The organism is Nocardia spumae (genome assembly GCF_020733635.1).
GTDB lineage: Bacteria > Actinomycetota > Actinomycetes > Mycobacteriales > Mycobacteriaceae > Nocardia > Nocardia spumae.
This window is the reverse complement of sequence record NZ_JAJFZL010000001.1, coordinates 6429466-6441996: the sequence shown is the minus strand read 5'-3', so window position 1 is coordinate 6441996 and position 12531 is coordinate 6429466. Positions and strand designations below refer to the sequence as shown.

At 69.7% G+C, this 12531-nt stretch carries 11 protein-coding genes and 1 riboswitch; of the genes, 4 read left to right on the top strand and 7 right to left on the bottom strand.

The annotated features are described in order from the left end of the window. A complete protein-coding gene (locus LKD76_RS28645) occupies positions 1-2355 on the bottom strand; it encodes a helicase-associated domain-containing protein (RefSeq protein ID WP_227984498.1) in 2355 nt (784 codons plus the stop codon). A gap of 41 nt (positions 2356-2396) precedes the next feature. On the opposite strand from LKD76_RS28645, the gene LKD76_RS28640 reads away from it, so the two are divergent. Continuing rightward, on the top strand, positions 2397-2585 hold the full coding sequence (locus tag LKD76_RS28640) for a hypothetical protein (RefSeq protein WP_227984497.1): 189 nt from the start codon (positions 2397-2399) through the stop codon (positions 2583-2585). A 68-nt stretch (positions 2586-2653) separates the two neighbouring features. Here LKD76_RS28640 and LKD76_RS28635 read toward each other — a convergent pair whose 3' ends face one another. After that, positions 2654-3295 (bottom strand): resuscitation-promoting factor Rpf1 domain-containing protein, encoded by a 642-nt coding sequence (locus LKD76_RS28635; protein WP_227984496.1) that lies wholly within the window; start codon positions 3293-3295, stop codon positions 2654-2656. Positions 3296-3304: 9 nt separating this feature from the next. Further along, a riboswitch (cyclic di-AMP (ydaO/yuaA leader) is annotated at positions 3305-3462 on the bottom strand. Between the two features lie 314 nt (positions 3463-3776). Further along, positions 3777-4010 carry a hypothetical protein gene (locus LKD76_RS28630; RefSeq protein ID WP_227984495.1) on the bottom strand — a complete coding sequence of 78 codons (234 nt, stop codon included), beginning with the start codon at positions 4008-4010 and terminating at the stop codon, positions 3777-3779. A gap of 203 nt (positions 4011-4213) precedes the next feature. On the opposite strand from LKD76_RS28630, the gene LKD76_RS28625 reads away from it, so the two are divergent. After that, entirely contained in the window at positions 4214-4642 is a 429-nt protein-coding gene (locus LKD76_RS28625; RefSeq protein WP_227985445.1) for a cold-shock protein, read from the top strand. 11 nt (positions 4643-4653) lie between these two features. Here LKD76_RS28625 and LKD76_RS28620 read toward each other — a convergent pair whose 3' ends face one another. From LKD76_RS28620 to LKD76_RS28610, 3 genes are all read right to left on the bottom strand, one after another. Further along, complete coding sequence (locus LKD76_RS28620) at positions 4654-5193, bottom strand: DUF2771 domain-containing protein (protein WP_227984494.1); 540 nt, start codon at positions 5191-5193, stop codon at positions 4654-4656. Further along, complete coding sequence (locus LKD76_RS28615; protein WP_227984493.1) at positions 5190-6968, bottom strand: MFS transporter; 1779 nt, start codon at positions 6966-6968, stop codon at positions 5190-5192. Before LKD76_RS28615 ends, LKD76_RS28620 begins: the two co-directional genes overlap by 4 nt. 102 nt (positions 6969-7070) lie before the next feature. Continuing rightward, positions 7071-7850 carry a glutaminyl-peptide cyclotransferase gene (locus LKD76_RS28610; protein ID WP_227984492.1) on the bottom strand — a complete coding sequence of 260 codons (780 nt, stop codon included), beginning with the start codon at positions 7848-7850 and terminating at the stop codon, positions 7071-7073. Between the two features lie 17 nt (positions 7851-7867). Here LKD76_RS28610 and LKD76_RS28605 point away from each other — a divergent pair, with 17 nt between their 5' ends. Together LKD76_RS28605 and LKD76_RS28600 are read left to right on the top strand one after the other, a co-directional pair. Then, a complete protein-coding gene (locus tag LKD76_RS28605) occupies positions 7868-9043 on the top strand; it encodes a DUF3027 domain-containing protein (RefSeq protein ID WP_227984491.1) in 1176 nt (391 codons plus the stop codon). Between the two features lie 68 nt (positions 9044-9111). Next, the gene (locus LKD76_RS28600) at positions 9112-11847 is read left to right on the top strand and encodes a sacsin N-terminal ATP-binding-like domain-containing protein (protein ID WP_227985444.1); all 2736 of its coding nucleotides are present in this window, start codon (positions 9112-9114) and stop codon (positions 11845-11847) included. Here the strand turns inward: LKD76_RS28600 and LKD76_RS28595 are convergent, their stop codons facing one another. Beyond that, a complete protein-coding gene (locus tag LKD76_RS28595) occupies positions 11848-12474 on the bottom strand; it encodes a TetR/AcrR family transcriptional regulator (RefSeq protein WP_227984490.1) in 627 nt (208 codons plus the stop codon). Positions 12475-12531: the final 57 nt, after the last annotated feature.

Genomic DNA, 12531 nt, shown 5'->3' with positions numbered 1-12531 from the left:
CTACGGCTCGACCAGGGCCACCGAGGCGATCCGGTGCAGCGTGAAGTGCCGGATCGCCCCGGTATCCGGATCGGTCGCGTCCAGCTGACCACCGGCCACCCGCACCGGTTCGACGATGCGCGCGGTGGCCACGCCCTGGGCGTCGACGTATCCGATACGCACCGGCCGGCGCACCCGCACCGCGAGTTGTAGCAGCGCCAGGGTGGCCGCGGTACTGGTGCGGGAGCCGTCGCTGCGCACCTGCTGCCCCGATCGGCTGCGTGCGGCCTTCTCCCCGGCGCGCAATTCGCCGACCAGCAGCCGAAGCTGGTCGGCGCTGGGTGGTGTCGGCCGCCAGGAGTGGCGTTCGTTCGTCCGGGTGGACAGGCGGGCGCCGCGGGGGCGCAGATCCACGATGGCGCCCGAGGAATCCTCACCCGCCGGGCTGAATCCGGCCGCGCGCAGATGTTCGAGGACCTCGCTCAGCGGCGCCTGCGAGATCGCCACGGTCGGTGCGACCGCGCGCAGGGCCAGCTCGCCCGCCACCGGTGCGGCCAAGACCTCGGCCAGCAGGGCCGGATCCTCACTGCGGACGAACGACTGGGCCACCCCGGCCCGCAGCCGGCCGTGCCGGCGTGCCACATCGTCGATCAGATAGGTCAGCGATTGCGGCACCGGTGTGCGCGAGTGCGCGGTGAACAGCTGATGGAGTTCGGCCGCCGTCATCCCGGCGTCCAGCGCCCGGCGCACCGAACTGTCGCCGATGCGGTAGACGGTGGCGGCGCCCGCGGATTCGATATCGGCGACCAACCCGATCCGTTCGCTCAGTTCCGGAACGAGCGGGCCCGGGGCGACGACCGTCAGATCGGCCTGCACCAGCACGTGATCGACCGGTTCCGGCAGGGCCGCGTCCATCTCGGACTCGGCGTCGGCGGCGGTGCCGTGCAGGAGGGCGCGGCCCGCCGAGGTCAGCGCCCCGCGGCCGACGATGCCGAGCGCCGCGGCCTCGGACAGGGTGCGTTCGACCGATTCGATGCGGAAATGTCTGCGCCGCCTCGGCATTCGCCAGCTCAGCAGGCGGGCCACATCGGCGGCGGTGATCGCGGTGCCCGGTGCGAGTTCCGCGGTCACGGCCAGAATCGCGCGACGATCCGGAACGGCGTGCGCGGTGCGCAGGTCGGCCGACAGCGCCGCCAGCGGTTTGTCGTTGACATCACGCAGGCCGATCATCCACGGGAACCGGTCCAGGTCCAGCCAGGCCTGGGCGAGGACCGCCCAGCGTCGAGCCGCGGGTCCGGCCAGCCAGCCGTCGGAGGCGATCGTCGGCGCCCAATAGTCCTCTCCGGTGTCGCCGTCCGGCGGCGGATCGGGAATCCCCTTGTCCACCAGCCGGGCCGCCGCGAGCACCTCGACCAGCAAGCTGACCCGGCCCTCGTCGATCGCTGCCTGTTTGGCGACCCGGCGCAGCTCGCGGACACCCAGGCCGCCCGCACGCAGTACCGGAGCGGGCAACTGGGAGAGCACCTCGAGGATGTCGCCGCTGTGGCGCAGCAGTTCGCCGACCTCACCGGCGGCCGCGGCATTCACATCGGCGACGGTGTGGTTGTTCAGTTGCGGGTCCGGGGGCGTGAGCGCGTGCGGATCGGTCACGGCCTCGCCGCGCAACACCTGGCCGATGGCCGGGGGCAGTTCGACGGTCTCGGCGTCGATCCAGTTCAGCAGCCGGCGGGCCAGCAGACGCTGGATGGGACGTTCGGGGTCGGTGCCGGGCGCGGCGTCTCGAGTGCGCCCTCGGGGACCGGTGGTGGCCAGTTTGTCGAGCAGGGCCCGTTCCGGGCCGCCGGTGTCACGCAGTGCGGCCTCGATCTCGGGTTCGGTCAGCGCATCCGGGAGTTCGGTCGTGGCGCCCATCTGCCAGGGCAGCGCCTCCGGCGCGGCGGCGGCCACGAACAGCTGGTCCGCACCCCACACCAGCGCGCGTTCGATCAGCCGGGCCAGCGCCGCGTCGACCGCCGCGGCCGATACCCGGTCGGTGAGCAGTTCGCGCAGGCGCGTACGGGGCAGGGGGCGTTCCTGCCGGGGACCGCCGAATGCCTCGTGTGCGGCGAGGGTTTCGATCACGGCGAATTCGAGCGTGTTCAGGTCGTCGGCGGCGCGCAGCACCGACGCCCGCTGTTCGGCCCGGGCGGCCAGCACGGTCATCGAACCGGGCAGCGGTACGGCCAGATCGGGGCGCACGCTCAGCAGCCGGATCAGATCGTCGTCGCTGCGTGTGCTCAGCCAGGCCGCGAGGGTGCCGAGCTCGGCGGATCCGGCGTCGGCCGCGGAGTGCGTCCCGGCGCCGTCGTCGGAGGCCCGGGCATCGGTCGTGGTCATCCAATCCAGACTACGGCGACCGAACATGCCAGAATGAGGCCGTGGTGAACAAAACGAAGAAACCCTACGTCGACAACGGCTGGCCCCAGGTGGACCACGGTGACCACGCGGTCACCGAATTGTCGTCGACCCGTTCCGGTGGCCTGTCGCCGTACGGCGAGGACACCGAGTTTCCGGTGCCGGCCGGCGATCTGCCCTATGTGCATCCGCACACGGTCGTCAACCGCTGACACGAAGCGAGAGAGGCCCGCATCCACTGGGATGCGGGCCTCTCTCGTTGTGGAGGTCGTGGGGCGAATCAGTTGGGCAGCAAGCCCTTGTTCGCCTGGTAGAAGTTGACGATCGACGGATCCAGCTTGGTGCCACTGGCTTTGAACGCGTTGTACGCATCGAGCGCCGGCTGCGGCAGCTGCATGCCCTGGGACTGAGCGACCGTGACGGCCTTGTCGACTGCGGTGAAGACCTGCTGGTTGCCGTCGGTCGGCGCCTGCGTGGATGCCTCGCTCTCGGGAGCGATGGGCTGCCAGCGCGGGGTCTGGGCGGGGGAGGCCGGAGCTTCGCGGGGGGTCGCGTCGCCGTGCAGGCCGAGGCTGGAGGAGCAGGAAGGCCACGCGCCCCAACCCTGGGTCGCGAGCACCTTCTCGGCGACGGCGATCTGCTGTTCGCGGGAGGCCTGGTTGGCGCTGCCGGCGTACTGGGTGCCACCGTGGGCAGCCCACGTCGACTGCGAGAACTGCAGGCCACCCTGGTAGCCGTTGCCGGTGTTGATGCCCCAGTTACCACCGGATTCACACTGTGCGAGGCGGTCCCACTCCGAATCGGGAGCCGCGGCGGCGTGTCCAGCGAGAGCCACACCGGCGCCACCCATGATGGCGCTGGTGACAGCGACCTTGGCAACGGTGCGACCGGTGTTGGTCTGCTTGCGATGGCGTCCACTCATATCGGGTCGTCTTCCTCTCGTCCGCGCCTGCGAGGTGAGCTGTCGGGTTCGGACTGAGAGGCCGTCCGGTCCCGGTGTCCGGGACTTCACCCCAAGGGATCGGCCGTTGCCGGTCGTTCCCGCTTCCCTGCGGAGGATCCGAAACCCTCCGTGGGCTTCGAAAACCTCTGTGGGAACGTGGGTTCCCCGCCCTCGCCCCTGATTTCCGTGGGGGTCCGTACCCGCGGGGCGAGGTTCGGTGCGGCGGGCCGGTGGTGCCGGGATGCCCCGGCTGCGTTAGACGGTACGACGATCCGGCTGAAAAATCACTATTTGGTAACCGGCGTGTAGGACCGGTCGCGCTGTGCCGCAATACCTTACGGATCGGCGTCTGTGCAGGTGAGTACGGCGTGTCTGCTCCGAGCGCGCGTCGTGACCATGGCGTTACCGCACCGTTATGTGATGAAGGTCACATGTGTAAGGCGGCGTGTGATGGCAAACCTCACCGCACGCGACGGCCCGACCAGAGTGCGAACACGATCGCGAGCAGCAGGCCCAGTGGGGTTCCGGTCATCGCCACCAGATAGAGCCACAGTGGCGGGTCGCCATCGGTCACCAGCGGGGTCAGGAATATGGCGACGATGGCCAGCACACCGATCGCGAACAGGCCGACGGCTACACGCAACAGCACATCGCCGGAGCGCCGGGGCGGCCGGCGTGAAGAGGAGTCTGGCATTGATGCACCGTAAAACGGATGTGCTGGCGATACTCCCACCGGGGTAGACTCGTCACCAATCGCGTCCTGCATAGCTGTGGGGCGCGTTCTTTTCGCACAGAGATAGGTTCCGGCGAAATGCCGGAACCTACGGCCGTGTCCGGGGCGGTTCACCGACCTGCGGAGACGGACGAACCGGACAACGATACGAACGGGTGAGCGCAGTGCCGACCGGCAAGGTGAAGTGGTACGACGTCGACAAGGGTTTCGGCTTCCTTTCCCAGGATGAGGGTGAGGACGTCTATGTCCGGTCGTCCGCCTTGCCCAAGGGTGTCGAGGCTCTCAAGCCCGGCCAGCGCGTGGAGTTCGGCATGGCCGCCGGCCGCCGCGGCCCGCAGGCGTTGAGCCTGAAGCTGCTCGACCCGCTGCCGTCGGTGCGCGGCTCGCAGAGCCGTAACTCGCAGGGGCGCAAGGAAGCCCCCGCGCATCCGCGCAAGGCGCCCGACGATCTGCACGGCATGATCGAGGACATGATCACCCTGCTGGAGGCGACGGTGCAGCCGGACCTGCGCAAGGGCAAATACCCCGATCGCAAGACCGCCCAGCGCATCGCCGAAGTGGTGCGCGGGGTGGCTCGCGAACTCGATCACTGAGCCGTTCCGCCTCAGGACGCCTTGATCGACCACGCCTGGTAGGGGGAGAACGCCTCGTTGCCGGCCTCGTCGCGGACGAGTAGCAGCAACTGCAGTTCGATCCCGATCAGGCGCAGGTTCGGCTCCGGGTGGCTGTCTACCGTCACCGCGAGGGTGCCCTCGGGGTAGTTCCGGTACGACGCCAGGTGCTGCACGGTCTTGCTGGGGTTGTCGATCTGCTCGTACTCGAGCACCATCACCCACGGTGCGTCGGCGACGTGCCGCGGTAGCGACAGCTGCACCGGATAACCCAGCGGCGGATTCAGCTGTGCGACGGTCTCGCCGCGCCGGCAATCGGGCGATACCCGGCCGTGCTGATCGGGTTCGCCGATCGTGCAGTACAGGTAGGGCGGGACCGTGACGGTCTTGCCGTGGGCATAGGCGGTGACCGCCGGATCGGTCTCGGGCGCGTTGTGGACCGCCACCGCCACGATGCCGGCGACGGCCGCGACCACCACCAGAACTGCCGCCAGGGCCAGCGCGAGGATCGTGCGGGTGCTGGGCTTGGTCACTGTGGCTGATTTCCTGTCGCTAGGGGGACTTCCTGTTTGGCGTGCTGCGGGCGGTTTCCGCCCAATCCGGGGAGCAGCGAATGCCCACGGTAGCTGACGAAGGTTTGCGCGAGACCCACCGCCAGCAGCGCCGTGACCACCGCGAAACCCTCCCAGTACACGGTCGGCAGCAGGACCCCGGCGGCGCCGCCGATCACCCAGGACAGCTGCAGCACCGTCTCGGACCGGCCGAAGCCGGAGGCGATGGACTCCGGTGGCAGATCGTCCTGGATCGACGCGTCGAGTGAGACCTTGGCCAGGGCGCTGGCGCACGAGGCCACCAGGGCCGCGACGGCAGCGCCGAGCAGATTGTCCAGCAGGGTCGCGACGACCGCCGCGGCCGTGCAGGCCGCGGTGCACTCCACCACGATCAGCGACGGCCGGCCCAGCTTCAGCCGGGCGCCGGTCGCGTTGCCGACGAAGTTGCCGATCGCGGCCGCCGCGCCGACGATGCCCAGCATCGCGGCCTGCTGCACCGGCCGGTGCTCGGTCGATTTCGCGACGAAGGCCACATAGAAGGTCAGGAAGCCGGTGAGAACGCGGATCGCGCTGTTACCCCATAGTCCGGTGACCACGGCCCGGCCCAGCGGCTGCCGTCGCCGGCTCGGCTTCACGGGCGATTTCTCGTCCCGATCCAGGACTTCGGTACTGCCGCTGCGGCCGTGGTAGCCCAGCGTCGCGGGGACCTCCCCCTCGGTGACCTCGACCCAGGACGGAATGCGCAGGCTCAGATACGTGCCCGCCGCCGCGATCAGAGCCGCGAATATCAGCGCGCCGACCGAACCGGCGACCGCGGCGACGAGGCCGGCCAGCGCACCCGCGCCCAGGGTCCCGCCGACGAGCCCGAAAACCGTGAGCCGGGAATTGGTGCGCACCAGGTCGATGCCCGGTGGCAGCACTCTGGGGGTCACCGCGCTCTTGAGCACCGCGAACGATTTACTCGAGATCATCATGCACAGCGCGAGCGGATACAAAGCCCAGCTGTCGAAGTTGAAGATCAGCAGGATCGCGAAGACGATGCGAATCGCGAACGACCCCGCCAGCGCCAGTCTGCGACCTCGCTGCAACCGGTCCAGCAGCGGGCCGATCAGCGGTGCGATGACCGCGAACGGCGCGATCGTGATCAGCAGGTACAGCGCCACCTTGGTCTTGGATTCCGCGGTGGCACTGGCGAAGAACAGGGTATTGGCCAGCGCGACGGCGATCGCCGCGTCGAGGGCGAAGTTGGCCATCGTCGCGTAAACGAGTGCGGTGAGCCCGGATTCACCGGCGCCGTCGGCCCGTGCGGCGCGCTGGAAGGTGTGGAACCCCTTCTCCGTGAGTTCTATGCTGCGCATCGCCACGACGCGGGTCACCGTCATCTTGCGCGGGACCCGTTGACGTCCGGCGATTTTCGCGTCCTTGGGCCGGGGGCGTTCGGTGGCGGCCGGTGCGGTGTGGCCGGTGTTCGGCGCGTCACCGTTGTCGCGGTGTCCGTCCTGGTCGTCGGCCGGCGAGGGGCGCGGTGGCAGCGCCGGTGGTGGTTCGCCGGACGCCATCCGCCGGGTCACGAATTCGGGCACATCCTGCTCACCGTTGTTCCGGGACAGTGGCGGTAGCGGCCGTGTCGGTGGGTGCGACGACGGGGTGTTGGGCGGCGGATATCGGTCGTAGCCGGGATGCCGCCGGGTATCGGGGGTCTCCTCGCCGTCCCACGGACCGGGTTCGGTACCGGAGGGTTCGCGGGAGGCATTCACATAATGATTCTCTCGCACGCCGTCGACGGGCGGACATCGGCCGGGCTGTGATCCGTTGCGTGTCGTCTCACACCGATCGGCGGGTGCCGCCGCGCGCAAGGGTCACACCGGGACGAATCGGACTTCGAACAGGGTGGGCCAGTACTTCCCGGTGATCAGGAAGTGGTCGGTGCCCGGAAGCTGGGCGATGCCGTTGAGCACATCGGCGCCGGCTCGCTCGGTGGGTCGCAGCAGTCCGCCGGCATCGATATCGGCCAGTACCGCGCCGCTGCCGGGATCGATGCGCAGGATGTGATCGGTCGGCCAGACATTCGCGTAGACGGAACCGTCTGCGGCGCAATCCAGTTCGTTCAATCGGGCATTGTGACGGCTGGTCAGCCGGACCGATCCGGTCGCCGCGAAGGTGTTCGGATCGCGGAAAGTGAGGGTGTCGCTGCCGTTGCTCATCACCACACGGTCACCGCGGGTGCACAGGCCCCACCCCTCACCGTCGTAGGACACCCGGCGGCGTTCGGCCAGGGTCTGCGGATCCCGCGCGAAGGCGATTTCGTTCTTCCAGGTGAGCTGCCACACGGTCGCCCCGGCCCGGGTGACGCCCTCGCCGAAATAGTCGTCGGGCAGCGTGGCGCCGGCGGTCGGCGCGCCGGTGGTCAGATCGGTCGCCCGGACCACGGACCGGCCCTCCATGCCGGTGCTCTCGTAGAGGGTGGTGCCGTCGACCTCCAGTCCCTCGGTGAATGCGCCCCGGTCATGGGCCCGCGTGGTGATCACTTCGACCCGCAGACGGGGGGTGTGGTCGTCGCCGGCACAGGCCGTCGTGGACAGCGTTGCGGACGCCGCGATCAGTACAGTCGCGGCCGCCGCACGGCGTTGGCGTTTCATACGGCAAAATGTAGGACGTGAGCGCAGTGTCTGTTTCGGAGTCCGGTGTGCGACCGATCCTGGCGGAGGCGGTCGACCTGGCCCGCCGTGCGCTCCTGGAGTTGCAGCCCACGGGTGTGGGCGAACATCTGGGCGTCACCGGCGAGGACGAGTGTGCGGCCACCCATCGCTTCGCGGCCACGTTGCCGGGATATCGCGGCTGGCAGTGGGCGGTCGTCGTGGCGGCCGCACCCGACGCGGAGTACGCCACGGTCAGCGAGTCGGCATTGCTGCCCGGCCCCGACGCCTTGGTCGCGCCGGAATTCATCCCGTGGGATCAGCGCGTGCGCCCGGGCGACCTGGGCCCCGGCGATCTGCTCGCTCCGCGCGTCGACGACCCGCGCCTGGTGCCGGGATATCTGCAGACCGGTGATCCGGCCGCCGACGAGGTGTGTGAGGACATCGGTCTCGGCCGCCGCCAGGTGCTCAGCCGTGAGGGCCGGGTCGAGGCCGCCGAGCGCTGGTACTCCGAATTCGGGCCCGAAACCGATATGGCCCGCTCGGCCCCCGGCACCTGTGGGGTCTGTGGCTTCTTCGTCCCACTGGCCGGCGCCATGCGCGCCGCCTTCGGCGTGTGCGCCAATGCGATGGGCGCCGACGGCCGCGTGGTCCACGTGGGCTACGGCTGCGGCGCGCATTCCGATACCGAGATGCCGACCGGTGCCGGTTCCCCGCTGTACGAGGCCTACGACGACGCGGCCTTCGAGGTGATCCCCGCCGCGGAGCTGGCCCCGCGCGCGGCCACCGCCGAATCACGGCCGGCGCGGACCACCGCGTCCGAGGCGCCCGCGAACGCCGATACCGCGCCGGACGCGGACGCGGCCACCGCCGTTGCCCCTCCGGTATCCGAGTCGCCGGATATCTCCGCCGAGGTTCCCGCCGACCCCGAAGCCGGGGCCGCCCCCGTCGAGGACGCGCCGACCACGGACGCCGGGACGGCTCCGGCCGGCGCCGCCGCGGATGCCGATGCCCCCGAACAGAATTCACCGGAGGGTGGTGCCGAGACCGCGCCGGACGAGGGAGCCACCGCCGCCGAATCGGAGGCGCCCCAGCCCGGTTCGGAGCCCACCGCCGAGCGGCCGTCGTACGACGATGCCTGGGCGGTCTCCGCGGTGCGGGTGCGACCGGGTGAGTCCGAGGCGACGGACCACTGACGAACGCGACCGGGGGAGCCGTGGGGGTGACACAGGATCCGTTCGGCACCGCCGAGTTGCGTGCGGGAGTGCTCACCGCGTGGCGGAATTCGCCGACGCGGCTGCGCGAGGACGCGGCCACCGAGGCGGATCTGGTCGGGGCCGGATATCGCGATCGACTGCTCACCGAGCTGGCGCAGAACGCCGCCGACGCCGCGGTCAAGGCGGGCGTCGCGGGGCGGATGTCGGTGCGGCTGAGTGGCCGCGCGCTGCATATCGCCAATACCGGTGCGCCATTGGACCTGTCGGGTGTGCACGCGCTCACCGCGCTGCGGGCGTCGGGTAAATCCGGAACGGCGGTCGGCCGGTTCGGGGTGGGCTTCACCGCGGTGTTGTCCGCTGGTGAGGAGATCGAATTCCGTTCCACCACCGGTTCGTTGCGATTCTCCCGCGCTCAGACGCTGGCCGAGTTGCGCGAGCACGGCATCGACATTCCCGCCGCCGAGGACGGTCCGGGCGTACCGGTGCTGCGCCTGGCGTGGTCGGTCGCCGCCGCGCCGGAAGCGGGTTTCGACAGCGAGATCGTGGTGTGGTTGCGCGAGGACATCGACGCCGAGGCATTGCTCGCGTCGATGCGCGCCGAAACGGTCGATCTGCTCGTGGAACTGCCGGGCCTGCATTCCATCCGGATCGGGGACGACGAATCCTGGCGGTCGGTCGACGATTTCGCCGACGGCCTGCAGCAGATCCGCGTCACCGCCCCCTCCGGTGAGGATCATCGCTGGTGGCAGTACACCACCGGGCGGGCGCGGTGGTTGTTGCCACTGCGCGACGGCCGGGCGGTGGCGGCCGGGCCGGATGTGCTGCGCGCGCCGACTCGCACCGACGAGGAACTGTCGCTGCCGGCGCTGATCATCGCCGATATCGCACTGCAGCCGGACCGGCGGCGCCTGATGCCCGGGGCACGAGTCGCCGAATTGGCGCGGGGCTATGCCGATTTCGCGCGCGCGCTGCCCGTCGCCGACCGTCCGATCCTGGTGCCGTCTCCCGGTTTCGCGCGGAGCGAGGCCGACGCGGTACTGCGCGAGGCGCTGGTGGCGCAGCTGCGGGAGCAGCCCTGGCTGCCCGTCGTCGCCACCTCGACGGAGATCATCGACGGTGTCGCGCCCGACGACGCGGTCGCCGCCCCGGTGCGGGCGAGCGTATTCCTCGGTGTCACCGACGAACTCGCGATTCTGCTGGCGGATGTAGTGGGGCCGCTGGTCGTGGCGGAGCTGTCCGGTCGCGCCACCGCCGACCGGCTGGCCGTCCTGGATGTGCATCGCATCGGCCTGGCCCGGATCGCCGAATTGACCGGCGCGGTCCAGCGGCCGCCGCAGTGGTGGTACTCGCTCTACGACGCCCTGGATCCGTTCGTGACCGATCCGCTCGCCGCCGAGGAGTTGGGTGCGCTGGCGGTGCCGCTGTCGGACGGCCGGGTGGTCACCGGACCCCGCACCGTCGTCTTCGACGATCAGCTCGACGATGCCGTGGCCGTGCCCTGGGCCCGGCTGGTCCATCCGGAAGCCGCGCACGATCTACTCGGCCGTCTCGGCGCCCAGCAGGCCGGCGTGGAGGATCTGCTGAACGATCCGGCACTGCGCGCCGAACTGGATCATCGGCCCGACGACGAGGAGCTGCGGGAGTCGGTGCTGGGCCTGGCGGCGCATCTGCCGCCGGACACCACGCTGCCCACCTGGTTGGGCGCGCTCGAACTCCCCGACGACACCGGGGAACTGCGGCCGGCCGACGAATTGCTGCTCCCGGATGCGCCGCTAGCCGAGGTACTGATCGCCGATTCCCCGTTCGGCACCCTCGAGGCCGAAGTGGCACAGCGTTATCCGGCAGCCGCACTGCGGGCGGTCGGCGTCGGCTGGGGTTTCACGGTGGTCACCGAAACCGATCCGACCGGGCCCGATCACGACCTCGACGACGAGGACCGCTGGTGGCAGGGGTTGCCCGAGGATCCACCGGAGTTCGCCGCGGTGCGGGATCTGGACCTGGTCGACGACGAGGCGTGGCCGCGCGCGCTGCGGTTGCTGCTGTCGGAACCGGCCACCCGCCGTCTGCTGGCCGATCGCGACGGCTACACCACCTGGTGGTTGCGGCGGCACGCGCGGATCGGTGGACGACCGCTCGGCGTGTTCCATTCCGGTTCGGATCCGGTGTTCGCCGGTTTGCTGCCGGAGCTGCCGGGCTTCTCCGTCTCGGAGCTACCGGCGCTGGATACCGTGCTGGCCGATCCGGCCGGCATTACCCCTCCATTGGCGATCGCGCTGCTCGAGGCCCTGGCCGATCCGGCGAAAACCCCGTCGCCGGAAGCTGTTTCGCAGACGCATCGCCGGCTCGCGGCGGCCGTGCCGCATCTGGATCTGGACGAGATCGGGGTGCCGGAGCGCGTCCGCGCACTCTCCGGTGCGGTGATCGACCCGGATCGTGCGCTGGTACTCGACCGTCCGTGGCTGGGTCTGGCACTGCCGCCGGACCGGCTGGTCGCCGGGGATATCGAACATGCCGCTGAGCTGGCGACCCTGCTCGATGTGGCCGCGGCATCGGAGGCCGTGCGGGCCGAGGTGCTCGGTGCGGGCCGACGAACCAGCTGGGTCGACGAACCGCTCGGTGTGCTGTTGCGATTGCAGTTCGGACTGCCGCCGCTGTCCGGAGAACTGGTGCTGCACGATCGGCTCGAGGTGCGGCTGTCCGGTGCCTACGAGGCCACCGCGGCCGTGCCGTGGTGGCGCGACGGCGACACCACACACGTGCAGCGCCAGCCCAGCCCGCGCTGACTACTTCGCGTAGGTGGTGATCATCTCCGACAGGACGTCGAGTTGAGCGCGCACCGCGGCGCTGTCGTCGTCGACCAGCCAGCGCAGGACGACGCCGTCGATGACGTTCAGGGTGAATCGGCTCAGCGTCTGCACCGGAATTCGCCATTCGGTTCCGGTGGCGACCCGGGCGTGCTCCAGCACGTCGGCGACGGTGGAGTCGTTGAAAATGTACTGTTCGCGCGCGATCGCGAGTTTCGCCGGGGTCTGCTCGCTTTCGCGTAATGCGTAGGTGGTGGTTTCGTAGGTGAGCAGTTGCCGATGCGGTGTGGATTCGATGTTCAGCCACAGCAGTTCCAGGCTGGCGCGCACCAGATTTTGAAGGGAGTCTTTTCCGCTTCCGACTTCCTGCCAGACTGTTTCATCGGTCTCGACGGAATCTCGCAATTCCATCGACAGCGCTTTGACCAGTTCGGTCATCAACGCATCTTTGTTCTCGAAACAGTAGTGCACCACACCGAGCGAAACTCCGGCCGCTTGCGCGACATCGCGCGTGGTAACTCCGGCCACGCCCTTTTTCTCGGCCAGGCCGATGGCCGCCTCGATAAGGTGGGCTCGCCGTTCTTCGACGCTCAATCGGGAGGACACGGAAGCGAGTTAAGCCGCAAGGACGCGAACAGTCAATTCGCACACTGTAAAGTCGGC